Origin of the sequence: Bradyrhizobium sp. CCBAU 51627 (genome assembly GCF_028128765.1) — a bacterium.
Lineage (GTDB): Bacteria > Pseudomonadota > Alphaproteobacteria > Rhizobiales > Xanthobacteraceae > Bradyrhizobium.
In genome coordinates this window covers 75,011-98,882 of the sequence record NZ_LBJG01000084.1, presented here as the reverse complement: position 1 = coordinate 98,882, position 23,872 = coordinate 75,011, and the positions used below count along the sequence as shown (strand labels likewise).

The following is a 23,872-nucleotide window of genomic DNA, read 5'->3' as shown; positions in this document are numbered from 1 at the left end:
CCACGATCCGCAACGTGCGCGCCCCATCGCGCACGCCGCGGAAATCAAATCTCTAGCGGTCAGGCACGAACGCGGTGCCGAGCGCGGCCGGCGCGGTCGAGCCGCCAGTGCGCGCGCGGGAGAGCAGGACCAGCACGACGACGGTCGCGAGATAAGGGAGCGCCGACATGAATTGCGAGGGAATGCCGACGCCCCAGCCCTGCGCATGTAATTGCAGGATCGTCACTGCGCCGAACAGATAAGCGCCAATGACCAGCCGGCCCGGTCGCCACGACGCGAACACGACCAGCGCCAGCGCGATCCAGCCGCGACCGGCGGTCATGCCGGGAATGAAGAACGGCGTGTAGGCGAGCGGCAGATAGGCGCCCGCAAGGCCGGCGCAAGCGCCGCCGAACATCACGGCGAGCGTGCGGATGCGCAGCACGGGATAGCCGAGCGCATGCGCGGAGACGTGGTTGTCGCCGCAGGCACGCAGGATCAATCCTGCGCGCGTGCGGTACAGGAACCACCAGACGCCGATGATGAGTGCGATGGAGAAATAGACGAAAGCGTCCTGGCCGAACAGCACGCGTCCGATCAGTGGAACGTCCGTGAGGCCGGGAATGTGAAGCTGTGCGGCCGGCGTGAGGCGCTCGCCAACAAAGCCGGCACCGATCAGGCCCGACAGGCCGATGCCGAGAATGGTCAGCGCCAGGCCGGTCGCGACCTGGTTGACGGCGAGGCCAAGCGCCATCAGCGCAAAGATCAGCGACATCAGCGTTCCCGCGATGATGCCGGACAGCGCGCCGATGAAGATTGATCCGGTGAGCCAAGCGCCGCCGAAGCCGCAGGCCGCGCCGACGATCATCATGCCCTCGACGCCGAGGTTGAGCACGCCGGAACGCTCGGTGACGAGTTCGCCCGTTGCGGCGATCAGGAGCGGCGTCGAGGCGGCGAGCACCGACAGGATGATGGCTTCAACCAGCTCCACGGGTCACCTGTCGGTTCGCCAAGACCAGCTTGAAGCGGTAGAGGATGAGGGAATCGCAGGCGAGCACGTAGAACAGCAAAATGCCCTGAAAAACCTTGGTGACATCCAACGGGATCTTCATCGCGATCTGTGCCTGCTCGCCGCCGATAAAGGTTAGTGCGAGAAAAAGGCCTGCAATTAATATTCCAAGCGGGTTCAACCGGCCGAGGAACGCGACGATGATTGCGGTGAAACCGTAGCCGGGCGAGATGCCGGGTTGGAGATGTCCGACGGGACCTGCGACTTCGATAATGCCCGCAAGGCCGGCGAGCGCACCTGATACTGCGAACGTCAGGATGACCAGCTGGTTGGCGTTGAAGCCGCCAAACCGCGCCGCCCGCGGCGCGGCACCCACCACGCGGATCTCGAATCCCTTGATCGTGCGCCCGAGCAGGATTGCTGCGGCTGCAACGACCAGCAGCGCGATGATCGAGCCGAGATGCAGCCGGCCGCCTTCGATAAGCAATGGCACCGTCGCCACTGGATCGAACTCGGCCGTGGTCGGAAAGTTGAAGCCGTTCGGATCGCGCCAGGGACCGCGGACGAGGTAGTCCAGCAGCAGGTCGGCGACATAGACCAGCATCAGGCTGGTGAGGATCTCACTGGCGCCGAACTTCACCTTGCAGATCGCCGGGATCAGCGCATAGAGCGCGCCCGCGGCTGCCGCAAGTACGAGCATCGCCGGCAGCACCCAGGCGCCGGCGTCGGTGCCTTGCGTCTTCACCGCGATCCAGCTTCCGGCGACGGCGCCGATCAGGAATTGTCCTTCGGCGCCGATGTTCCAGGCATTGGCGAGATAACAGAGCGCCAGCCCGATCGCGATCATCACCAGCGGCGTCGCCTTGACCGCGATCTCCTGGAGTGAATAGCCGTCGGTCAACGGTGCGATGAAATAGGCGTGCAGGGCGAGCAGCGGATTCTTGCCGAGGATCGCAAACAGGATGGTCATGGTCACGATCGTGAGGCCGATGGCGATCAGCGGCGAGACCAGGGCGATCGTGTTGGAGCGCTCAGTGCGCTTCTCAAGCACCAACTGCATGCGCGGCCTCCTTCGGCTCGAGGCTGCTGCCGCCCATGAGCAGGCCGAGCTTCTCGCGGGTTGCTTCGCTTGCTTCGAGCGGAGCAGACAGCCGGCCGTGGAACATCACGGCGATGCGGTCGGCGATCTCGGCCAGCTCGTCGAGATCCTGGCTCGTCACCAGCACCGCGGCGCCTGCGGTTGCAAGGTCAAGCAAGGCCTGCCGGATCACGGCAGCGGCACCGGCATCGACGCCCCAGGTCGGCTGGCTTACCACCAGCACTGCGGGGTTGCGCAGGATCTCGCGGCCGACGATGAATTTTTGCAGATTGCCGCCCGAAAGGGATGCGGCTTCCGGATCCCGCTTGGCCTTGCGAACGTCAAAAGTCTCGGTCGCCTTGTCCACGGTCTTCAGCGTCGCGGCGGTGTCGATGAAGCCGTGATTGACCATGCCGCTTGCCGCGTGCCCCGTCAGCAGCGCATTCTCCGACAGCTTCATGCGCGGCGCGGTACCGTGGCCGAGCCGCTCTTCGGGCACAAAGGCAGCGCCGAGCTTGCGCCGCTTGGTGATCGACAGGTGCCCGGCGGCAACGCCCTCGATGACAATGGTGCCGGGATCCTTCGACAGCCGCTCACCGGACAAGGCCGCGAACAGCTCATCCTGACCGTTGCCGGCGACGCCGGCGATCCCGAGGATCTCGCCGCCCTTGAGCTCGAACGAGATATGCGCGAGCCGCACCCCGTGCGCCTCGTCGGGCGCGAGCGTGAGGTCGTTGACGACCAGCCGCGGAATCGTGGTCTTGCGGCCGGCGGCGGGCTTCACCTCCTTGATCTCGCCGCCGACCATCATGCGTGCAAGCGAGGCGGCGGTCTCGAGCCGGGGATTGCAGGTCTGGATCTTCCGGCCGCCGCGCAGGATCGTGGCGGTATCGCAGAGCCGCTTCACCTCCTCGAGCTTGTGGCTGATATAGAGGATGGCGCGGCCTTCCGCTTTGAGCCGCTCCAGCACCACGAAAAGTTGGTCGGCCTCCTGCGGTGTCAGCACCGCGGTCGGTTCGTCCAGGATCAGGAATTTCGGGTCCTGCATCAGCGCGCGGACGATCTCAATGCGCTGGCGCTCGCCGACCGACAATTGCCACACCTCGCGCTTGGGATCGAGCGGCAGACCGTAGGTCTTCGATACCTGCTCCAGCCGCGCCGACATGTCCTTGAAGGATTCCTTGCCGTCGAGACCGAGCGCGACATTCTCGGCGACCGTGAGATTGTCGAACAGCGAGAAGTGCTGGAACACCATACCGATGCCGCGGCTGCGCGCCTCGGCAGGACCGGACAGCACGATTCGCTCGCCCTGCCAGCGGATCTCGCCGGCGCTGGGCTGGATGAGCCCATAGATCGCTTTCACCAGCGTCGACTTGCCGGCGCCATTCTCGCCGAGCAGCGCGTGGATTTCCTTCGGCCAGACGTCGATGTCGATGGAATCGTTGGCGAGGAAGTCCCCATAGCGTTTGGTAAGCCCGACCGTCCTGAGCAACGGGGACTCGCCGGAATGCGGGCCGCTAGGCGTCGGATCTAACATTCGCTGAAGCGCTGGCATGGCATGAATTGCCTCAATAGTGGGCTAGTTTGAACCGCCGCGTAAGGTGTGAAAAAGCGTCATCCCTTGCTCAACGCTTCGGCAGGGCGCCGGTGTCACGAGTCGTGGCCACTTCCGGCGACCTGTTCGTCCTTGGAGGACCATTGCGATCGCGTCGTGGGCTTGGCGATTGTTGCAAATTTGTAACGGTCTAAGCTAAATCGGAACCGGCCATGCAGGCTTGACGTGAAGTTGAGCAAAGTCGCACCGCGGCTCGTATGCATGAGACCAGGACGATGGCGATCGTCTTCGATAGCCGCGATCGGGTCGTTGCCTCAACCCAAAAGCCAAACAAAATCAGACGGGAATGTTCGGCATCGGCGTATGTGGCGTGGTTGATCGGCGGGAAATGTTGCCGCACGAATCCCCTCAAATGATACGCACCATGCCGCGTGCTGCCGAAACAAGCGGCATGCCTTGAAAAAAGTTGAGGCTTCTCACCTCGGGACTTCGGCGCAAGTGTCGCACCCAGGGGACGTTCATTTCTACGCGTCCAAACTTGGGGGTATTCAGGATGTCATTTCGTTTCAGGACAGTAGCAGCCGCGCTGCTGTCACTTGCTTCGCTCGCCACTGGTGGCCTGACGCACGCCGCGGATTTGCCGGTCAAGGCTGCGAAGAAGGCGCCTGATCTCCCGTTCTTCCTGGTGATCGACGACCGTGTGTCGTTCTCCTGGATGCCGAAGGGTACCGATCCCGGCATGTGGAGCACCCGCCCGGATGGCAGCATCAACGGCAAGACGGCCAAGCAGGTCTACTCGTTCACCCACTTCGACCTCTGGGCCTACGGCACCAACTTCTTCACCATCTCGATGTTCAAGTCGGGTCAAAACGATCCGTCCAATCCTTGCATCGCACCCGGACTGCTGTCCAACTTTGCGGCGGGTAACTGCGCGGGTGCAACCGAGATCTACGGTCTGTTCCGCTCGACCTTGGGCTGGAACGAGCTGTTCAATACCAAGGCCTTCACGGCGGGCCCTCTGCACAACATCTCGTTCGAAGTCGGCATGGACGGCAACAGCGAGAACACCTTCCTTGCGCCCGCCAAGCGTGACGTCGTTGCCGGTCTGCAATTCGCATTCGACCTGCCCTACAAGGGTTACATCAACGTTGCGCCCTTGATGTACTGGGAGTTCTCGAATCACAACGCGTTCACGCAGTGCGGTACGGTCTTCGCTGGAGGCGCAGTACCGGGGACATCGTGCAACTCCGATGGCAACGTATCCTACGACCCGACCTGGGCCGTCGAAATCAACTACTACATGGACCTCGGCTTCCTGCCGCCGAACATGCAGTTCTGGTCGATCAGCGGCCGTGCCGGCTGGTACGGTCCGAAGGGCGACTCGAACGGCTTACCTGCGCTCTCAGGCATTGGCCGGTTGTCGACCGCATCCAAGACCGAGCTGAACAGCGAGCCGATCCGCCTGACCTTCGATGCGTCGAAGGCGGTGTGGGGTGACAAGTACTCGCACTTCGTCGACCTCTGGGTCGCCTATCGCTACTGGCAGAACAAGTTCGGTCTCGACCACAACGCCGCGCCCGGCGTCTGCACGGTCGCTGCGACCGGACAGAGCACCAACAGCTGCACCGAGTCCACGGTGTACGGTGGTGTGACTGTGAAGTTCTGATCGCTTGCAATTTCGCGATTGGGATGGCGTCGCGCAGGAATGCGCGGCGCCATTCTGCTCTAAGATGGGGAGATGCAACTGTCGCGGGGTGGGCAAAGCGAAAGCGTGCCCTCGCATTGCGACCAAGAGAGATGGTGGGCACGGCGCAAACGCGCCTTTGCCCACTCTACGGCACCGATTGCTGAGAAGCGCTACTTCGTCCACACGCCATCGTGCAGCGCTGCGGCTTCGTCTTCCAGCAGCGGGCCGACGACCTCGGTCGGACGCTGGCCGCTGGCAAAGACATCGCGGCAGGGCAGGTCGAGTGTCGGATTCTCCGGATGGTTGCCGGTGATCCTGCGCAGGCGGTGCTCGCTGAGGCCATAGACCACGCGGCCGATGCCGGCCCAGTAGATCGCGCCTGAACACATCGCGCAGGGCTCGGCGGAAGAATAGAGCGTCGACCGCGCCAGTATTTCGCGGCTGAGCGTTCGGCACGCCTCGGTGGCCGCCAGGCGTTCGGCATGTGCGGTGCCGTCGTGATCAGGCATGTAGCCGTTCTCGGTCTCGATCAGCACCTTGCCGTCGGCATTGACGACGATGCAGCCGAAGGGATGGTTGCCATGCGTGAGGGAACGGCGCGCGACCGCAAAGGACAAGCGCAAGAACTGTTGGTCGCGCTCAGTTGCGCCGCTCATCCCTGTTCCCTGGTCAGTGTCCCGCCATGTGCCGGCCGACCTCGGTGAGATCGGCTTCGCTGGTTCGTGCTTCATACACGAATTCGCCGTGGAACATCACCACCAGCCTGTCCGACAGTTCGAGCAATTCGTCGAGGTCTTCGCTGACGAGCAGAACCGCGGCGCCGCGGTTGCGCGCGGCCATGATCTCGGCGTGAATCTGCGCCACGGCCGCGAAGTCGAGGCCGAAGCAGGGATTGGCCGCGATCAATACTTCGACATCGCCCGCAAGCTCGCGGGCAAGCACCGCGCGCTGGACATTGCCACCCGACAGCGCCGAGATCGGCGTCTCGGGCATGCGGGTCTTGATCTTGTACTGGTCGATCTTCATCCTCGCGGCATCGCGGAAAGCGCCGCGGTTGAGCCACCAGCCACCACTGGCAAAGGGCGCACGATCGAACTCGCGGAAGGCGATGTTGTCGGCGACGCTCATGCCGCCGACGCAGGCGTTCTTCAGCGGCTCCTCTGGCAGCAGCGACATCTTGTGGCGCCGCATTTCCTCGCGGCTGGCGTGATAGGGATCGCCCGCGACACGGATCTCGCCGCCTTCGGCCTCGCGCTGGCCGGCCAGGACCTCGACAAGCTGGCGCTGGCCGTTACCGGAGACACCGGCAACGCCGACGATCTCGCCGGCACGTACGGTGAGGGAGACGTCATGCACCGCGATAGCGCCGGCATCGTCGAGCGCGCGGAGCTTTGCCAGTTCCAACCTGGCCTTGCCGGCTTCGCCGGTGCGCGCCGGCTGGGCCGTCAGCTGCTCGGCGCCGATCATGGTGCGCGCCATCGCAGCCGGCGTCAGCTCGGAAACCTTGCCGGCGCCGGCGAGCTTGCCGCGGCGCAGGATGGTGACCTCGTCGGCGAAGGCCATGACCTCGCGGAACTTGTGCGTGATCATCAAAATCGTCAGCTCGCCCTTGACGACCATGTCACGGAGCATGCCCAGCACCTCGTCGGCTTCGGCCGGCGTCAGCACCGAGGTCGGTTCATCCAGGATCAGGAAGCGGCGCTCCAAATAGAGCTGCTTGAGGATCTCGCACTTCTGCCGTTCACCGGCGGAGATATCCGAGACCTTGGCGGAAAGCGGCACCTTGAAGGGCATCCGCGCCAGGAACGCCTCAAGCTCCTTCATCTCCATCGGCCAGTTCACCACGGCCGGCACGTCGTCGCGCGCCAGCACCAGGTTTTCGGCCACCGTCATGGCCGGCACCAGCGTAAAGTGCTGGTAGACCATGCCGAGGCCGAGGGCATGGGCATCCTTCGGGTTGGCGATCGCCTGCTCGCGGCCGCCGATGAGGATGTCGCCTTCGGTGGCGTGATAGTAGCCCATGATGCATTTGACGAGAGTAGACTTTCCGGCCCCGTTCTCGCCGAGGAGCGCGTGAAACGAGCCCGGCCGCACCTTCAGTTCGACATTGTCAAGCGCGAGGAAATCGCCGAAGCGCATGGTCATGGCGATGGCGTCGACGCCGAACGCACCCGACGGCGGAGGCGGCTCGCCGATGATCACGAAATCGCCCCGATGAAGGCGTCCGAGGTCGAGACCGCGCCGAATACGCCCCCCTGCATCTTGATCATCTTCAGCGCGTGGTCGTGATTGCTCTTGTCGGTCGCGCCGCAGCAGTCATGCAGCAGCACGCATTCGAAGCCGCGGTCGTTGGCCTCGCGCATCGTGGTGTGGACGCAGACGTCGGTGGTGATGCCTGTGAGAACGATGTTCTCTATGCCGCGCACGCGCAGGATCAATTCCAGGTCGGTGGCACAGAACGAGCCCTTGCCGGGCTTGTCGATAATCGGCTCGCCCGGCAGCGGCGCCAGTTCCTCGATGATGTCCCAGCCGGGCTCGCCGCGCACGAGGATCCGGCCGCACGGACCGGGATCGCCGATGCCGGCGCCGATCTGGCGCGAGCGCCAGCGCTTGTTGGCGGGAAGGTCGGAGAGATCCGGGCGGTGACCCTCGCGAGTGTGGATGATGTGGAAACCCTGCTTGCGCATGACAGCGAGCACGTTCTTGATCGGCTCGATCGGAGCTCGCGTCAGCGAGAGATCATAGCCCATCTTGTCGACATAGCCGCCGACGCCGCAGAAATCGGTCTGCATGTCTATGATGATGAGTGCGGTGTTCTCAGGCCGGAGATCGCCGTTGTAGGGCCAGGCGTATGGCTCGGACTTGATGTAGCGCTCGGGCATGGTTGTGCTCTCTAGCGGGTGATCGACAATTCGGCCGGGGCTCCGGTCAGGGTGCGTTTGGGCGAGCAGGTGATGATCATGATTGCCAGGGTGAGGATGTAGGGCGCCGCGTTGAAGAGATGGTAGCCGGAGGTGACGCCAACCGATTGCAGCGCCGGTCCAAGCGCCGCCGCGCCGCCAAAGGCCAGCGAGGTCCATAGGCAGAGCAGGGGATCCCAGCGTGCGAAGATGACGAGCGCGACCGCGGTGATGCCTTGGCCTGAGGAGAGGCCTTCGTTCCAGCTGCCGGGGTAGAACAGCGACAAGAAGGAGCCGCCGATGCCGGCGAGGAAGCCGCCGACCATTGTGGCGCGCAGGCGGATCAGCAGCACGGAGTGGCCCATCGCGCGCGCTGCGTCAGAGCTCTCACCGGCGGTGCGGATGAGGAGGCCCCAGCGTGTGGTGCGGAAGGCCCAGTAAAGAATTGGCGCAAGTGCGACGCCGATCAGGAACAGGACGTTGACCCGCAGCGCGGCGCGCACCTGCGGGATGTCGCTCCACCAGCCGAAATCGATCGCGGGCAGGCGCGGTGCGGTCGGCTCGATCAGTGGCTTGCCGAGATAGAAGGCGAGGCCGGTGCCGAACAGCATCAGCGCGATGCCGACCGCGACGTCGTTGACGCGGGGCAGCGAGCAGATGCCGGCATGCAGCGCGCCCAGCAGCGCACCGGTGATGCCCGCGGCGAGCACGCCGAGCCAGGGTGATCCCGTCAGGTAGGAGATACCATAAGCGCTCATCGCGCCCATCACCAGCGTACCCTCGAGGCCGAGATTGATCCGGCCCGAACGCTCGGTGATGCATTCGCCCAGGCTGACGAACAGGAAGGGCGTGGAGACGCGAATGGCGCCGCCGAGTACGGCGAGCGGCACCGTCCAGAGGCCGATCGATCCGTCTGCCATCACGACTTGCCTTTCAGGAAACCGATTCGGCCGTAGAGCGCATCGCTGGCGAGCACGAAGACGAAGATGATGCCCTGCAGTACCAGCACGGATGCATCGGGCAGTCCCAGGCGACGCTGCAACAGGCCGCCGCTGGCGCTAATGCCGCCGAGCAGGATCGCTACGGGAATGATCGCAAGCGGATTTTGCCGCGCGAGGAAGGCGACAAGGATGCCAGTGAAACCGTAGCCGGCAGCGAGGTTGGCGTTGGTGCGGCCCTGCACCGCTGCGACCTCGACCATGCCGGCAAGGCCTGCGGCACCTCCGGCGAGGAAGCAGATGGTCAGGATCAGCTTGCTGACGCCTAGACCGACAATCTTGGCAGCCCGGATATTGCCGCCTGCAATCCGCGCGGCGAAGCCGAACACGGTGTGATAGATCAGGATGTAGGCGGCGATCGCCGCGATCACGCCGAAGACAAGCCCCCAATGCACGTCGGTGCCGGGGATCGTGCCGATCATGTTGGCGGCGCCGATCTCGCGGGTCGACGGCTTGTTCAGGCTCGCGGGATCGCGCATCGCGCCTTCCACGAGATGATTGAGGATCGCGAGTGCGATGTAGACGAGCAAGAGGCTCGAGATCGTCTCGTTTACGCCGCGATACTGTCGCAGCGCGCCTGCCAGCATGATCCACAAGCCGCCGCCAATCACGCCGGCGCAGACCATCGCAATCTGGATCACCAGCGGCGGCAGGCCCTGGAGTGCGAGCGCGGCGCTTGTCGCCGTCAGCGCGCCGATCAGCAGCGCGCCTTCGCCGCCGATGATGACCATGCCGAGTTGCGCCGGTAGCGCCGTGCAAAGCGCGGTGAGGATGAGAGGCGCTGCACGCGTCAGCGTGTTTTGCCAGGAGAACCAAGTGCCGAACGCGCCGTAGTACATGTAGAAATAGAGGTCGAGCGGGTCCTTGCCGGACAGCATGACGAAGATTCCGAACACCGCGAGCGCAGCGACGAGTGCGGCGCCCGGGATCAGGACATATTCGATCGTGCCGCCGTGACGCTGGAGAAAGCCGGGATCGGCGGCCGGGGCAATTATCCCGACCGCCTCGGCAGAATCCGCAGCTTCCGTCGTCACGAAGTCGCTCCGATCACGCCCTCGACGAGATAGTCCATCTTCTCGAGTTCGGGATCCTTCTGACCGCGGTCGGTGCCGGCCGCGATCACGGTCTTGCCCTTATTGTCGACCAGCCCGCCCTTGAAGATGGTGTAGCCCTCGGCCGACAGGAATTTTGCCTTGATGTCGTCGGCATGCTTGCGCGCCTCGGCGGAGACGGCTTCGCCATAGGGCGACGTCTTCACGATCTCTTCCTTGAGGCCGCCGCGATAGAAGTTCGGGATACTCTCTCCGGCGGCGATCATCTTCACGAACTTCGGATAGAGCGCCTCCCAGTTCCACTCGGCGCCGGTGAGATATGCTTTCGGCGCGAGCGGCGACTGGTTGGTATGATAGCCGCAGACGAAGGCGCCGCGGCGTGCGGCATTCTCGACCATCGTCTTCGGGCCGTCGACATGGCAGGTGAGCACGTCCACGCCCTGGTCGATCAGGCTGTTGGTGGCTTCGGCTTCCTTGACTGGCATCGACCAGTCGCCGGTGAAGATGACCTGGGTGGTGGCTTTGGGATTGGCGAGCTTGGCGCCGAGCGCGAAGGCGTTGATGTTGCGCAGCACCTGCGGGATCGGCTTGGCCGCGACGAAGCCGAGTTTGCCGCTCTTGGAAGTGTAGCCGGCGATGATGCCGGAGATGTACTGGGCTTCGTCGATATAACCAAAATAGCTGCCGGCGTTCTTCGGGTCCTTGTCAGTCCAGAGGCCGCCGCAGTGCTCGAAGCGCAGCTTCGGGTACTTGGTGGCCATCTTGATCATGTGCGGATTGTAGTAGCCGAACGAGGTCGGGAAGAGCAGGGTAGCGCCGTCCAGGTTGATCATGGACTCGATCGTCTTCTCGACCGCATCGGTCTCCGGTACTTTCTCTTCCTCGACGACCTTGAGGCCGGGAATCTTCTTCAGCGCCGCCGCGCCTTGGGCGTGCGCTTGATTGTAACCGTAGTCGTCACGTGAGCCGACATAGATGAAGCCGATCGTCGTCTCAGCCGCAAAGGTCGGACGGACGCCGGCCGCTGCGCCGAGGGTGAGGGCAGCACCGCCCTGCAACAAGTGACGTCGTGAAATCCTGCCTAAATCCATTGCTTGCTCCCCTTGGCGGAATGGACCGCCTTTACCTCGCGGCTACGCCGGTCTGACGAAGCCCAGGATAGGATGTCGCAAGCTTCGTGCCAGAGGTTAGGGAGAGGGCATATTTACCTGAGCGTCTGATATGCATGGCTTATTTTAGAGATCGAATCTTGGTCAAGAAATCTCAATGATTAAATATTGTGCGTAATATCATCATTGTATGCAATGGAGTTGGGCAGGCTTGCCCCGGAGGCGTTGCGTCATTTGGATGAGATACGAATCAATCACATTTGGCGCGCTGACCCTTCCTTCCCGGGATCACGAGACACCCGCCCATACGAGCCAGCGATTTTTCCTTGCCGTCACATCGTGGAAATCGGTTCTACCAGGGCGTGGCCGCCACCCTCCTCGCCAACGCACTTCAAGCGGTCAATTTTCTCGGTGATCGGTGCCTGAGGCGGCCGCAACATCGTTCGGCGCTCATCGAGGACCTTTATCGGTACGCGATGGAGAGCGCGTTTGCGCTCTCAGAGGCGTTCCTCGTCACAGGCGCGCCGCACGCCTCCGCCTACTATCCGCGCGACTTCGCCTGGTTCTATCCTGATGTTCTCGATCCCGAGACTATCATGGATGCGCAGGACGCGGTGCGGCGGGCGCGCCTTCTCGAAAGAAGCGTGCGCCTGTTGTTGGAGGCCGTTCGCGCCGAGGTCGTCACGACCACCATCGTTCCGGCAGGGCGCGGCCGGTATCTCGGGGTGAACTATTTCTCGCGGCCCTCGGATACGCTGCTCGGCATTCTGGCCGGGCTCCAGCAGATGCTCTCCGCCGAGGACCGGACGTCGTCCTATCTGGCGATGGCGCAATGCGCGCATGCCGGTCGCCTGTTGCTGACCGAATATGGTGGCGACCTGAAGCGCGCAATCCTGAGGCTTGCGAGCGAGCTGGAGCCGTTCGACGCTCAGGGCAGCAGATATTTGCTCTGCGACGCCAGCCGGCCTCGCTCTGCGGCAACCGACACCCGCGCCGAACGTCGGCGTTTCGTCACGAATGCCTGCGTGTACACGACTTTCGTCTGGGGCGTGCAACACGGCGTGATCGAGGAGAGCGAGCTGAAGCGGCTGCTCGGGCGCGACCTCGCGCAATACAAGCAGGACCTGCTCCGCCTGTTCGGCAGGGACGGTTATATCAGGCATTCGCTGGATGGCTCGGCAGGCACGCCGGCGTCCTCGGTCGCGCTGGATTTCGTCAGCGTGCATCGCGGCTTCTGGAATATGAACGATGCGAGCGAGCGCGCATTGTTTGCGGCCACGGCGGATCTGATCATCGCCGAGCCACGCTTCCGCATTCCCAGCACGTTCCACTTCCTGGTGTCGGCGGACAATCCGCGCAACAAGATGATCCACAAGATTGCGGCGCCGGCCTATCAGGGGCGATCGTCGTGGCCGACGTTCAACGTCGAGTTCGCCGATCGAATGCTGGACTTCGACGAGTTCGCCGGGCGCGAAACCTATCGGCCGTGCGCGCAAGCGATCTTGAAGGACATCCGCACCGCGACCGAGGTCCACGGTGGCTATCAGGAATTGATTTCCGAGCAGGGGCTGAAATATCGCACCTGGGCTTATCAGGGCGCGGTGGCCCATTCCTGGTTTCCGCGCTTCCTGTCGGTCTGGAGGAGGGCATACGGGGCGCCGCTCTTGGAGTGGAACGACTGATCCGTGGGTGCTATCCCGCGGTCATGTCCAGCCAGCTCGCCGCCTACAAGACCCACGCCGTCTCGGTGCGGTCGACGTCGCCTTCCGCTCTCCGCACAGCAGATCTCATGCCGCGACGTCGAGGAGCCGGCACGATCCGCGCACCAGCACCTTGCGGCCGGTCGCAGTCATCGCCGGCGTGCCGTCGTGAATAACAACGAGCCCGAGCTTGACGAGATCTTCAAGCAGGTAGGCCTTCGAGAGGCCACCGTTCGACACTGGATTACGAAGCGCACGCAGCGCCACCCATTGATCAGGCGAAAGATCGAAATCGACGTCGTTGCTCATCTTGCCTCAAGCGATAGCCCTGTTCGCGCGCCCCTGTTAGCGGCGCTGCATGAAGACCATGCGACGACAATGAGTCGGTAATTCGGTGAGCTGTTTAGAACCACTCTTCACGAATTGCCTCAGTCCGTTGCGCCACAATAGTTCGATCGGACGCGAGATCGTCCCGATCACGGATCACTAATTGATGATCCATATTTGATGTTGCGTTGCGACGAATGCAGTGCACGGGAAGCGCTGCTGTCCCATTCTCCGCCGCGATATGCAGAGAAGGAATGAGACGTGCCTTCATGATTCTGCTACGCTGACTTGCGGGGAATGGCTTCACACGACAAGACCAAGACAAGGAGTGTGAGTGCATGAACAGGCTGGTGGAAATTCGCAGTCAGGAATTCCTTTGCCGTGAGCGCGCCGAGCGCGATTTTGAGCGCTGGGTTTTCTGGCTCACGCAGGCGCAGGAATGGGAACAGCGCGCTCTCGACGAAATTGCGTATCACTTTCGGGAGTGCAATGTCGCTCACGCGGAGCTTGTGCGAAGCTGACGTTCCCTGCGAGCCCCGAGCCTTACTGGTAAGTCGCAACGATATCCGAGACCGCGCGCTCGAGTTGCTGCGCGGTGGCGCATTGCCGCACTACGCTGCAGAAGGTCGCGTAGCGCGGCATCTCGGAATCGCCAAAGCCCCAGGCCAGCCGTCCTTCGGGATTGAGCCAGACCAGCCGCTTCGAGCGTTCGGAGATTCGGCGGAGGATGTCGGCGCGCGGGTCGAGATTGTTGCTGCGGGCATCGCCGAGCACGATCACCGTGGTCTGTGGCGTCAGGGTGCTCATGAAGTCCCTTTCGAAATCGACCAGCGAAGAACCGTAGTCGGAGGAGCCGAATCCGACCGTGGACATGATCTCGGCCATCGCCTCTTCGGGCGGCTTCTTCTCCAGGATCTCGCTGACCTCGATCAGATGCGAGGAGAATGCGAAGGAGCGGACGTCGTCCACCACCTCATGCAGCGAGTGGATGAGGAGCAGGAAGAAGTCCGAGACCTGCGCAACCGAGCCGGAGATGTCGCACAGCGCCACGATCTTCGGCCGGTCGCGGTGCTTGCGCTTCCACGCGGTCAGGAAGGGGACGCCGCCCCAGGCGGCGTTGCGGCGCAGCGTTCGGCGGACGTCGAGATGGCCGCGGCGCTGGCGCTTGCGCGGCTTGGAGTAACGTTCGCGCAGGCGGCGCGCGATCTGCCGGATGAGAGCCCGCATCTCCGCGACCTGGCGGCGCTCGATGCGGGCCAGCGGCGCATTCCGCAGGATCTCGTTGCGGAGATTTTCTGCCTCCTCGCGGGCATAAAGCGCAAGCCCCTGCGAGACGGTGTCGCGCACCGCTTCGCGCAGGGCATCGAGTGCGGCGCGCAGGCGCTCGGCCAGCGCCGGGTTGGTCGCAGTGATTTCGTCGAGATCGTCGCGCAGACGCTGAAGGCCCATGGCGTCGAGGATGCGGCTGGAGAAGATGCCGCGCTGTGTGGAATAGCGGATGTCGGACAGTGAGGCTGCACCGGAAGCGCTGGCGATGGCGGCTTGGATTGCGTTGCGATCCTGCGAAAGTAGGATCTGCGCGAGCGGGCCAAGTCCTTCCGCCGGCTGGCCGCCGCCCGCTTCGCTGGCCGAGCCAGAAGAGGGGGGCTGATCCCCGTCCTGCGAGGCGTCGTTATTGGCTTCAGCTTGATCCTGCGGCGGCTCGGGTTGGCTGAAGAACAGATCAAAGCAGTCGCCAAGCGCGAGCTTCTCGTCCTGCGACTTGGCGAGCGTCAGGAGCAGCGTGTCGCGCAGGATGGCGCGGTCGGTGAGACCGACCTGTGCCACCGCGCGCATCGCATCGATGCTTTCGGCGGGCGAAACATGGACGCCGGCGCCGCGCGCTGCCCGAAAGAAACGATGAAGGTTCTCCCGCATCGGCGTCAACCGAAGACGTTGGACCGAGCCGCCTTGGCAATGAAGGTCGTAATTTGTGGTGCCGCGGCCTCGATATCGGCCTCATATTTCAAGAGCACGTTGAGGGTGTCCTTGACGATCTCCGTGTCGAGCCCGGAAGCCTGGAGCAGCACCAGCACGCGCGCCCAATCGATGGTCTCGCTGACCGAGGGCAGTTTCTTCAGGTCCAGCGAGCGAATCTCGTGGATGAAGCCGACCATCTGCCGGCGCAGCGTCTGCGAGATGCCGGGCACGCGGCTCTCGACGATGCGTTCTTCCAGCCGCTGCTCGGGGAAGCCGATATGCAGATGCAGGCAGCGTCGCTTCAAGGCGTCGCCGAGATCGCGTTCGCTGTTGGAGGTGAGGATCACCGTCGGCGGCGTGATTGCAGAGACCGTGCCGAGTTCAGGGATCGTGACCTGGAAGTCGGAGAGGATTTCCAGCAGCAGCGATTCGAATTCGGCGTCCGACTTGTCGATTTCGTCGATCAGCAGCACGCAGCCGCCCGGTTGCTCCAGCGCCTGGAGCAGGGGCCGCGGCTCGACGAATTCCTTGGAGAAGAAAACGTCACCGAAATCATGCAGCTGGTCGAGCGCGGCGCGCAGCGTCTGCGCGCCGCCGAGAACTTCGCCGAGCTTGTCCTTGAGGATTTGCGTATACAGAAGCTGCTTGGCGTATTTCCACTCGTAGAGCGCCTTGGCTTCGTCGAGGCCTTCGTAGCATTGCAGGCGGATCATCTTCTTGCCGCGCCAGCCAGCGATCGCCTTGGCCAGCTCGGTCTTGCCGACGCCCGCAGGTCCCTCGACAAGGATCGGCTTCTCGATCTTTTGCGACAAGTAGACTGCGGTCGCGATCTGCCGGCTCGCGATATAACCCTGCGCGGCGAGGCCGCTCTCCACTGCCTCGATCGAGGTCGAGGCCTTCTGTTCAGCCACGAAACGGCGCTCCCAAAGGTCTTGCTTGAGGCTTGTTCTGCCTGCGTTCCCCGCAAAGAACAAGCCTCGTTTGGGACGGGCCCGCCCCGCGCAAACGGCGTTTTTCCGCGTGGCGCAAATACTTGGTGAGGCGTAGTCGTGCGATCAGTTCCGAAGCAATTCCGGCTTGCGGATCGTCTGTCTGACCTCGGCGCCGCAATCGGCGCATTCATAGACGAAGTCGATCTTGGCAAGGCTCCAATGCGGTTCGACCTCGCGCACATACATCGGCAGGAACCCCATGCACGTCGGGCAATTCACGGGCGCGATTTCGATATCCTGATGATGCTGTACATAAGCTGGCATCTCGGCTCTCCTTCGCAGGCGACCACCAAACCCCGCGCAGAGGCTACTGCTTGACGCCGCAAATGCCGTCATCAACTCTTTCGAACAGAGCCGGAACAGCGGAGGTTTGCTCTCAGCTGTGACATTCTTGTTACGTGTTCCGACTGTCACGGATGGACCAAATGCCTAAATCACTGGGCGGTCCGCTTTTCTCCGACCTTCACCGCAACGATAAAGGAGCAACGCCCATGACCCACGCCATTCGTTTTCACAAGACCGGCGGTCCGGAAGTCCTGGTTTGGGAGGAGGTCAGCGTCGGCAAGCCGGGACCGGGCGAGGCGCGCGTCCGCCATACCGCCGTCGGTCTCAACTTCGTCGATATCTACAACCGCTCGGGTGTGTATCCGGTGCAATTGCCGAGCGGGCTGGGCAGCGAGGCAGCTGGGGTTGTGGAGGAAGTCGGGCCGGGCGTCACCGATCTGAAGCCCGGCGATCGCGTCGCCTACGGGGCTTCGCCGCTCGGCGCCTATTCCGAGGCGCGGCTGATCCCCGCCGATCGGCTGTTGAAATTGCCTGACGGCGTCGACGACAAGACCGCGGCCGCGATGATGCTGAAGGGACTGACCACACAATATCTGATCCGGCAGACCTATCGCGTGAAGGCCGGCGACACCATTCTGCTGCATGCGGCCGCCGGTGGCGTTGGCCTGATCCTGAGCCAATGGGCCAAGCATCTCGGGGCAACAGTGATTGGTACGGTCAGCAATGATGAGAAGGCAAAGCTCGCCAAGGCACATGGTTGCGACCACGTCATCATCTACACCCGCGAGGACTTTGTGAAGCGCGTCGACGAGATTACTGGGGGCAAGAAGGTCCCGGTGGTCTATGATTCCGTCGGCAAGGACACGTTCCTGAAGTCGCTGGACTGCCTCGCGCCGCTCGGCGTCGCCGCGCTGTTCGGTGCATCCTCGGGTGCGGTCGAGCCGCTCAATCTTGGCCTGCTCGCGCAGAAGGGCTCGCTCTATGTCACCCGGCCGACGCTGTTCACTTACGCCGCCAAGCGCGAGAACCTGGTCGCGATGGCGAACGAGCTGTTCGACGTCGTCAAGTCCGGGGCGGTCAAGATCGAGGTGCGCCAGACTTATGCACTGAAGGACGCCGCCAAGGCGCATGCCGATCTCGCCGCGCGCAAGACCACGGGATCGACCGTTCTCACGGTGTGATCGCCTGCTGGACGGTGCTGCAGGCCGATCAGGCCCGCGTCACGTTCGCTCGTGCTTGCGCAGGTCGCGGGCGTGATCGAGGCGATCGGCCTGGAGATCGATATCTTCAGGCGCGATTTCGGGGAGGGCGGCCTCAGCCAAAATGGCTTCGGTCAGGTCCTCGACGGAATTCTCCGTGATTTCGTGAATGAAGGAGATGTTCTGGTATTCCCCGGAGCTGACACGGGAGACGACCTCGCGCCTTGTGATCTCAGGGTCGACGATCGCTTCGCGCCCGCGTCGTCCATAATCGATCATCACGACGAAATACTGCATGAAACGATCCTGCCGCGCCCAAGGCCGGGCGCGCGGCAGAGCATTTCTGAAAAACGGAATTAAGTCAAGGTCAATTTCCAGAAATCGGAAATCTGCGCCTAGCGCCCCTTCTTGCGCGGCCGCGCCGACTTGGCGCGCAGCCTCTCAAGTTGGCCCTTGGGCATCGACAGGCAGATCTCTCCGACCCAGTCGAGCTTGACGCCGATGATCGGCTTGGCGTTGAAGCTGGTGAGGTTGACGACGGAAGGGGATTTGCCCCGTTCAATCGTCTTCAGGTAGCGCTCGCCGGTCTTGAGCCGGACCACGGCTTCTTCGCCGTAGAAGCTCGAGAGCGGATGACGCTGGTCCTTGTAGACCACGATCACGTCGCCGCTCTCGTATTTGGGCAGCATCGAATCGCCGACGATCTCGAAGGCAACGGTTTCTTCCATGATCGGGAACGGCAGCGCGATATCGCCGAGCCCTTCCGGCGGAACCTGCTCGACGTCAGGCTCGATCACGGCTCCGGCGCCGACGCGGCCCATGATCGGCGCGAGGTTCAGCTCAAGATATTCCATGATCGGAATGATTTCCGAGGCTTTCACCAGGCGTTCGCCACCGAGGATTTCCGACACCGCGCCGGGGCGCACGCCCATCGCTGCGGCCAGTCCGCCCTTGCTCTTGCCCGTCTTTTCCAGACCCCGCTCGATCATCGCAACGTCCAACATGGTGATTCCCTCGATTGCCCATGGCTCCATCCCTTGTAATCCGAAATTCGGAATTAATGCAATTATGAATATCAGAATTATTGAGTTGACATCGTCTTCGGAATAACGGAATGTGTGTTTCGCCTCCGGATCGTGGAATCGGGGCGCATCACAGGACAGCAGCATGGAACCGGGCCATTGGTCGTCGGAGCATTCCGACGCGCTTTGCGACTATTTCTTCAAGGGACTGTCATATGCGGAGATCGGAAGACAGATTAACGCAAGGTTTGGAACAGCTTACACGCGCAACGCGGTGATCGGTCGCGCCAAGCGGCTTGGGCTCGGCATCGGCACGCCAGAACGAATGGTAAGTCCGTCGATCGTACCGTCCTTGCCGGACGGGCCTGCTCCGCTCACACCGCCTCGTGCCGCGCCACCCGCCCTGAATCTGCCGCCGCCATCGGCCCTGAAACCTGCCAATCCGGTCAAACTGCGCTGCGTCGGCGTCCAGCCGCGCCTGATCACGCTGGAGGAGCTCGAACGGGGCGATTGCCGCTACCCCTATGGCGGCGACAAGGAGGGGGAGGAGATCAGCTTCTGCGGCCACCCACGTCAAGCAGGCTCAAGCTATTGCGCGCCGCATGCGCGCCTCACCCGCGGTCCCGGCGCGGCCCGTACGGCTGCTGCCGTCGTGCTGAGGCTCGTCTCCGCCGCCTGATCCGCGCGACCTTCCTTTTTAATGTCAATTCGCAAAGGAGTTTTCGAGTGGCTCGTGTCAGACGTAACAGGTCCTACCGACTGACCGAACTTCACGACCGGCGCTCGCGCGACCTGCCGTTCAATGCCGAGGTCATAGAGGCAGAGGTCGATAACCCGCTCGCGCTCGATCCGGACGAGAAGATCGTCGCCATGCGGTCGATCCGAAACGATCCGCTTGGCCGGCTGCATTCGCACCATCAGATCGATGAGGCGCAGTACCGGGGTGGCCGCGCCTATCAGAATGATTGGGAAAAGGCCGAGCGGGGTCCTCAGGCCATGGATCCGACTCGGGAATATGTCGATGGAACGCGTTCCCGCGAGCCCGTGACCGAGAGCCAGCGCCAGGCTGTGCTGCGGCTGAACCGGGTCGAGCGCGAGCTTGGCACCGACGGAGTCGCGCTGGTCCATGACGTGCTGGTCCTCGGCTTGACCATGGACCAGATCGGTCAGCGACGTGCCGTCCGCACCCAGCGCTGGAATGACTACTTCGGGCGGCGCTTTCGCGAATGTCTCGATCGGCTGGCGCTGGTCTACGGTTTTGCGACGGATGCTTCGGTCCGGCGTCGCTGAATGAGGAGCCGGCGGGCTGTGCCGCCGGCAGACCTCCTGCGTCTTACGGATGCGGTATGATCTGATAGGGCGTGGTGTAGGGCTCGACGCGGAGCGAGGCGTTGGCCAGCAGGCCGATCCTTGCGGTGGGCGCTTGTTGCATTTCACCGTTCTGTCCGCGGTGTACGTTGTACTGCCAGACGGTAAGATCGCCCTTCTTCGCCAGGGCGTGCGCGACCGCGCTGGCGTCGTTGCCGCCCAGCGCCTGCAGCTCATCGGGCGACAAGCCGATGATGATCTCGTCCTTGATGGTCACGATCTTGAAAAGGTTCATTTTGGTCTCCTGCGCCCGTGCGCCCTGTGTCGAGAGTGTGAGAAGCGCAACCGCGGCGCCCTTGATGAGATCGCAGCGAGAAAGCATGCCGTCGTCCTTTGCTGACGCGCGCCTGAATCGAATAGACCGTCAGCCATGGCGCCCGTTATCTGCGTGGCCGTTTCGCAACCGCTTGGTCGCGGGATATTGAACAACGGTTCACGGCACCGGAAATATCGGTGCTGATGAACCATGTTGCGGAGCGGCGAGTCCAAGCCAAGAGAACCAAGGGGGACCCGTCGGATGAAATTCGCCAGCTTTGTTTGCTTGTTCGCATCTTTCGGCATGGCCGGCCCCGCCGCGGCTGCCGATCCCTTCTATCTCGGAAGCTGGACATTGACCGCGGCCGTGGTCGCGCCATGGTCCGATCCGCACCGCAAGCCTGACGATGCCGAGCGCGCGCGGCTGCTGGGCAAGACAGTGGTTTTGAAGTCCAGGGAGATATCCGGTCCGCATCCATTTGCCTGTGCCAGGCCGCAATACAAGCTGACGAATTATGGCCCCGAGATGCTGTTCCAGGGCGCATTCGATGAGATGATGAATGCCGATAAGAAAGCCGATCCCAGGGCGTTTGCCGCTTCACTCGGCTTCACAGGGGCCAGTATCAGGACGCTGGAAACTGGGTGCGAAATCGACGTTCATTTCCTGGACGATGCAACCGCTGAAATCGGGCTCAACGATTACGTGTATACGCTGAAGAAGCGCTAGTCGGCGGTTGCCAACCTCCGTTCACCGCGGAAACAAGATGAAACGCTGGTCTAATTGACAGTGATCGGGACTGTGTGGTCACTGTTGCTGCTTCTTGACGCAGGTGGGTGACGGCGGTGCGTATTCCTGTTATCCGGAATTGCCGAGGCGCGATGCTGGCGAAGCATCGCTGAGTCTTACTGTTGGGCTTGCCTGGAGGGTTGTTCCTTGCCATAGTTGCAACTTCTCGGGTCGGCCGAGGTTCGTTCAGACGCGTAGCCCCAGCGTGCAAGATGCTGGGATGCTCCGACCTTGAGTTTGTCGTTGCCATGGCGTGGTGACGACGTCCCGTCCTCGATCGGGCCTCCGATGTTCGACCGCGAAAGCCCGAGTCCTGTCATAGGTGCGAGATGAAAAACCTCAATTTCGCGGCTGAACTGCATCTCAAACTCGGCGCGCCCGCGAACAGTACTGTCGAGAGTCTCCGCCTGCTGCGCGCCTTTCTCAAGCTGGCGCCCCGCCAGCGCTTCGAGGTCATCAAGCTGGTGGAAGACCTTGTCGCCAACGAAACCCTCCCCGAACTTCCATTGTCCTGAGCCCCATCGCGCCGACATTACGCTTTGTCCAGCTTCCAGCCTGAGGCGGACCGGCCGGTCGGCGGGTGCTGCCAGAGCTTGGCCGCTAGATGGCGGTGCGACAAATGTGATAATCAGTCAGGAAAATGGGAGGAGAGCGACCATGATCGAACCGAAGCTCGAAGTGCCGGCAGAACTGCGTGACCTGGCCGAAAAGACGATTGACCAGGCGGAGAAGGCATTCGGAATGTTTTTCGATGCCGCCACCAAATCGATGTCGTCTGTCCCCGGAGCGAGTGCAGACGTGTCCAAGCAGGCGCTCGCCTTCACCGAGCAGAACATGAAGGCGGCGTTCGAACATGCCCGCAAGCTGGTCCATGCAACCGATCTTCAGGAAGCGATGCGAATCCAGTCCGAGTTCCTGCGCAGCCAGTTCACCAATGCCGGCGATCACATGCGCCAGATGACCGGCAACTTCATGCAGTCGGGCAAGGGCAAGTCCTGAAAAGGCAAGTCCTCGGCTGCTCACAAATTGGTCTTGCGCAGCGGCGTGATGCGCATTTCAATCCTGGTGCAGGTCCATGATGGGCCACCGGATGTGCGTCATCCGCCGTCCATCATCCTTTCTGCTGATCCCTGTCGGTTCACCCCGGCAGGGATTTGCATTTTCGGACTTTGGCGCAGGCTATTGCCGCAGTGACCCGATATAAGCCGCTAGGTCGGCGGCTTCGGTCCGGCTCAAGGGAAAGTTCGGCATCTTCGGATGTGGGTCGAGCAGGAAGAAGGCGAGTCTCTCCGGGCTGAAATCGGGCTTGCGCGCAACCGATGCGAAAGAGGGCACATCCGCGCTGGCTTGGGTCTGACCGCTCGCCACCACATGGCAGGTCGCACACCAGCGCCGGGCGAGATCAGCGCCGTGGTCGGCATCGGCCGCGAAAGCCGGCGACACACCGAGGCCAGAAACTGTTGCGAGCAGAAGCCAGATTTGTCCCACACGTTCGCGCATCAGATTTACCTGTCTCATTCGACTGCGGACCGGGTACTTACCCACAGCACGATCCCGGAAACTGCGAGAGGTCGATGCGGGCAATGATTGACCGCAGCAGCCTGCGGACCGAACGATAGAAATGCCTTGCAAATCCGGGCACCCTCGCCGGCGGCAGGCCAAGGCTCTCCATATCAAGCCTTTCGGTATGGTGCGACACGTGCCTCTCCAATACTGCGTGACCTTTCTATCCTGGTCGGCATGGAACTGCGTTGATCTGCCGCAAAGCGTCCCGCCTAGAAGTCGCCGGGATTCATGATCATCGGGGTGGTCGTATCGGCCGGTGCGAGCGTGCTGCTGGCGCTGTCGCGCAGAAAGCGGTCAAGGGTTGCCTGGATCTTCTCCTTGACCGATTCAGGACCGCGATCACTCATCTCGGTGTGCTGCGCGCCGGTATGGATGATGTCGATGCCGCGCGCCTTGGCTTCTTCCGGTGTCGGTAGCACGCCGGGGTCGGTCACGAAATGCGGATCCTTGGAGCGGAACGACAGGATCTTCATGCGGTCGTTAAGGACGAAGGGCACCCGGAGATTGTCGAGCGTGATCACTTTCGACACAAGCTCGGGATGCTGCTTGGCGACATACATGGAGACGTCGCCGCCATTGGAATGGCCAACCAGCGTGATGTGGTCGTAGTCAGCATTCTCCTGCCGACCCTTCAACGTGTTCAGCACGAAGAGGATGTTGGCCTCGCACCGCATATAGACCTCGCGCCGGCCGACATATGGCTGGCCGACATGGGTCATCAGGGGCGGATCGCTCGGAAGATCCTGCTGTATGCTGGCGACGAGATAGCCGCGTGCCGCAAGCACGTTGGCGAGGAAGGAGTATTCGGTCGCCTTGACGGTATTGCCATTGCTGATGATGGCGACCGGGAGCTTCCAGAGACCGAGATTGGCCTTGGTCTCGTAGTCGTGCCGCACGGCGATCTCAACAGAGATGGGCCTCTGGCGTGAAGCATCGAACAAGGACAGCGTCTCGTGACGGATCGCGAATTTGCTGACGACGATGTATTGGCCCACCGCAAGGACGCAGAGAAAGGCAAGAATTGCAAACACCCTCTTCATGGTTC

27 protein-coding genes are annotated in these 23,872 nt (G+C 62.6%); 9 read left to right on the top strand and 18 right to left on the bottom strand.

All coding sequences use genetic code 11. From position 1 onward, the window contains the following. Positions 1 to 52: 52 nt before the first annotated feature. Genes XH88_RS30030 through XH88_RS30020 form a run of 3 tightly spaced genes read right to left on the bottom strand, consistent with a single transcriptional unit; the run spans position 53 to position 3,603 of the window. Entirely contained in the window at positions 53 to 970 is a 918-nt protein-coding gene (locus XH88_RS30030; protein WP_271671834.1) for an ABC transporter permease, read from the bottom strand. Continuing rightward, complete coding sequence (locus XH88_RS30025) at positions 957 to 2,048, bottom strand: ABC transporter permease (protein ID WP_271671833.1); 1,092 nt, start codon at positions 2,046 to 2,048, stop codon at positions 957 to 959. The genes XH88_RS30030 and XH88_RS30025 overlap by 14 nt, the downstream gene beginning before the upstream one ends. After that, on the bottom strand, positions 2,032 to 3,603 hold the full coding sequence (locus XH88_RS30020; RefSeq protein WP_271671832.1) for an ABC transporter ATP-binding protein: 1,572 nt from the start codon (positions 3,601 to 3,603) through the stop codon (positions 2,032 to 2,034). Before XH88_RS30020 ends, XH88_RS30025 begins: the two co-directional genes overlap by 17 nt. A 571-nt stretch (positions 3,604 to 4,174) precedes the next feature. Between XH88_RS30020 and XH88_RS30015 the strand changes: the two genes are divergently transcribed. Beyond that, positions 4,175 to 5,287, top strand: coding sequence for a hypothetical protein (locus XH88_RS30015; protein WP_271671831.1), 1,113 nt, complete (start codon positions 4,175 to 4,177; stop codon positions 5,285 to 5,287). Between the two features lie 191 nt (positions 5,288 to 5,478). Here the strand turns inward: XH88_RS30015 and XH88_RS30010 are convergent, their stop codons facing one another. From XH88_RS30010 to XH88_RS29985, 6 genes are read right to left on the bottom strand one after another with little or no spacing between them, the layout of a single operon-like run. Then, entirely contained in the window at positions 5,479 to 5,964 is a 486-nt protein-coding gene (locus XH88_RS30010) for a nucleoside deaminase (RefSeq protein WP_271671830.1), read from the bottom strand. Positions 5,965 to 5,977: 13 nt separating this feature from the next. Further along, positions 5,978 to 7,510 carry an ABC transporter ATP-binding protein gene (locus tag XH88_RS30005; RefSeq protein WP_271671829.1) on the bottom strand — a complete coding sequence of 511 codons (1,533 nt, stop codon included), beginning with the start codon at positions 7,508 to 7,510 and terminating at the stop codon, positions 5,978 to 5,980. Beyond that, positions 7,507 to 8,190: a biuret amidohydrolase gene (biuH, locus tag XH88_RS30000; RefSeq protein WP_271671828.1), complete on the bottom strand. Its 684-nt coding sequence runs from the start codon at positions 8,188 to 8,190 to the stop codon at positions 7,507 to 7,509. The genes XH88_RS30005 and biuH overlap by 4 nt, the downstream gene beginning before the upstream one ends. An 11-nt stretch (positions 8,191 to 8,201) precedes the next feature. After that, on the bottom strand, positions 8,202 to 9,128 hold the full coding sequence (locus XH88_RS29995) for an ABC transporter permease (protein ID WP_271671827.1): 927 nt from the start codon (positions 9,126 to 9,128) through the stop codon (positions 8,202 to 8,204). Next, a complete protein-coding gene (locus XH88_RS29990; protein ID WP_271671826.1) occupies positions 9,128 to 10,240 on the bottom strand; it encodes an ABC transporter permease in 1,113 nt (370 codons plus the stop codon). Before XH88_RS29990 ends, XH88_RS29995 begins: the two co-directional genes overlap by 1 nt. Then, the gene (locus tag XH88_RS29985) at positions 10,237 to 11,349 is read right to left on the bottom strand and encodes a BMP family ABC transporter substrate-binding protein (protein WP_271671825.1); all 1,113 of its coding nucleotides are present in this window, start codon (positions 11,347 to 11,349) and stop codon (positions 10,237 to 10,239) included. Before XH88_RS29985 ends, XH88_RS29990 begins: the two co-directional genes overlap by 4 nt. 380 nt (positions 11,350 to 11,729) lie before the next feature. On the opposite strand from XH88_RS29985, the gene XH88_RS29980 reads away from it, so the two are divergent. Beyond that, entirely contained in the window at positions 11,730 to 13,049 is a 1,320-nt protein-coding gene (locus XH88_RS29980; protein WP_271671844.1) for a hypothetical protein, read from the top strand. Positions 13,050 to 13,154: 105 nt separating this feature from the next. On the opposite strand, the gene XH88_RS29975 is transcribed toward XH88_RS29980, so the two are convergent. Next, on the bottom strand, positions 13,155 to 13,376 hold the full coding sequence (locus tag XH88_RS29975) for a hypothetical protein (RefSeq protein WP_271671824.1): 222 nt from the start codon (positions 13,374 to 13,376) through the stop codon (positions 13,155 to 13,157). A 356-nt stretch (positions 13,377 to 13,732) separates the two neighbouring features. On the opposite strand from XH88_RS29975, the gene XH88_RS29970 reads away from it, so the two are divergent. Continuing rightward, positions 13,733 to 13,915: a hypothetical protein gene (locus XH88_RS29970; protein WP_271671823.1), complete on the top strand. Its 183-nt coding sequence runs from the start codon at positions 13,733 to 13,735 to the stop codon at positions 13,913 to 13,915. A 22-nt stretch (positions 13,916 to 13,937) separates the two neighbouring features. Here the strand turns inward: XH88_RS29970 and XH88_RS29965 are convergent, their stop codons facing one another. The 3 genes from XH88_RS29965 to XH88_RS29955 all read right to left on the bottom strand — a co-directional run bounded on the left by XH88_RS29965 (position 13,938) and on the right by XH88_RS29955 (position 16,609). After that, positions 13,938 to 15,311, bottom strand: coding sequence for a vWA domain-containing protein (locus XH88_RS29965; protein ID WP_271671822.1), 1,374 nt, complete (start codon positions 15,309 to 15,311; stop codon positions 13,938 to 13,940). Between the two features lie 5 nt (positions 15,312 to 15,316). Next, the gene (locus XH88_RS29960) at positions 15,317 to 16,264 is read right to left on the bottom strand and encodes an AAA family ATPase (protein WP_271671821.1); all 948 of its coding nucleotides are present in this window, start codon (positions 16,262 to 16,264) and stop codon (positions 15,317 to 15,319) included. A 144-nt stretch (positions 16,265 to 16,408) separates the two neighbouring features. Then, positions 16,409 to 16,609 carry a hypothetical protein gene (locus XH88_RS29955; RefSeq protein ID WP_209957547.1) on the bottom strand — a complete coding sequence of 67 codons (201 nt, stop codon included), beginning with the start codon at positions 16,607 to 16,609 and terminating at the stop codon, positions 16,409 to 16,411. Positions 16,610 to 16,836: 227 nt separating this feature from the next. On the opposite strand from XH88_RS29955, the gene XH88_RS29950 reads away from it, so the two are divergent. Next, a complete protein-coding gene (locus XH88_RS29950) occupies positions 16,837 to 17,811 on the top strand; it encodes a quinone oxidoreductase family protein (RefSeq protein ID WP_271671820.1) in 975 nt (324 codons plus the stop codon). A 39-nt stretch (positions 17,812 to 17,850) separates the two neighbouring features. On the opposite strand, the gene XH88_RS29945 is transcribed toward XH88_RS29950, so the two are convergent. Next, positions 17,851 to 18,126, bottom strand: a complete 276-nt coding sequence (locus XH88_RS29945) for a hypothetical protein (RefSeq protein ID WP_271671819.1) — start codon at positions 18,124 to 18,126, stop codon at positions 17,851 to 17,853. A 98-nt stretch (positions 18,127 to 18,224) separates the two neighbouring features. After that, positions 18,225 to 18,833 carry a S24 family peptidase gene (locus XH88_RS29940; RefSeq protein WP_188096483.1) on the bottom strand — a complete coding sequence of 203 codons (609 nt, stop codon included), beginning with the start codon at positions 18,831 to 18,833 and terminating at the stop codon, positions 18,225 to 18,227. 163 nt (positions 18,834 to 18,996) lie between these two features. Between XH88_RS29940 and XH88_RS29935 the strand changes: the two genes are divergently transcribed. Then, positions 18,997 to 19,530, top strand: coding sequence for a GcrA family cell cycle regulator (locus tag XH88_RS29935; RefSeq protein WP_271671818.1), 534 nt, complete (start codon positions 18,997 to 18,999; stop codon positions 19,528 to 19,530). Positions 19,531 to 19,577: 47 nt separating this feature from the next. After that, a complete protein-coding gene (locus XH88_RS29930) occupies positions 19,578 to 20,141 on the top strand; it encodes a hypothetical protein (RefSeq protein WP_271671817.1) in 564 nt (187 codons plus the stop codon). 43 nt (positions 20,142 to 20,184) lie between these two features. Here the strand turns inward: XH88_RS29930 and XH88_RS29925 are convergent, their stop codons facing one another. After that, positions 20,185 to 20,541 (bottom strand): hypothetical protein, encoded by a 357-nt coding sequence (locus XH88_RS29925; protein WP_271671816.1) that lies wholly within the window; start codon positions 20,539 to 20,541, stop codon positions 20,185 to 20,187. A gap of 195 nt (positions 20,542 to 20,736) precedes the next feature. On the opposite strand from XH88_RS29925, the gene XH88_RS29920 reads away from it, so the two are divergent. From XH88_RS29920 to XH88_RS29910, 3 genes are all read left to right on the top strand, one after another. Continuing rightward, a complete protein-coding gene (locus XH88_RS29920) occupies positions 20,737 to 21,201 on the top strand; it encodes a hypothetical protein (protein WP_271671815.1) in 465 nt (154 codons plus the stop codon). A gap of 389 nt (positions 21,202 to 21,590) precedes the next feature. After that, positions 21,591 to 21,776, top strand: coding sequence for a hypothetical protein (locus XH88_RS29915; RefSeq protein WP_271671814.1), 186 nt, complete (start codon positions 21,591 to 21,593; stop codon positions 21,774 to 21,776). Between the two features lie 142 nt (positions 21,777 to 21,918). Further along, a complete protein-coding gene (locus tag XH88_RS29910; protein WP_271671813.1) occupies positions 21,919 to 22,260 on the top strand; it encodes a phasin in 342 nt (113 codons plus the stop codon). 180 nt (positions 22,261 to 22,440) lie between these two features. Here the strand turns inward: XH88_RS29910 and XH88_RS29905 are convergent, their stop codons facing one another. Both XH88_RS29905 and XH88_RS29900 read right to left on the bottom strand, forming a co-directional pair. Further along, entirely contained in the window at positions 22,441 to 22,761 is a 321-nt protein-coding gene (locus tag XH88_RS29905; RefSeq protein ID WP_271671843.1) for a c-type cytochrome, read from the bottom strand. A gap of 275 nt (positions 22,762 to 23,036) precedes the next feature. Continuing rightward, positions 23,037 to 23,867, bottom strand: coding sequence for an alpha/beta fold hydrolase (locus tag XH88_RS29900; protein ID WP_271671812.1), 831 nt, complete (start codon positions 23,865 to 23,867; stop codon positions 23,037 to 23,039). Between the last annotated feature and the right edge of the window lie 5 nt (positions 23,868 to 23,872).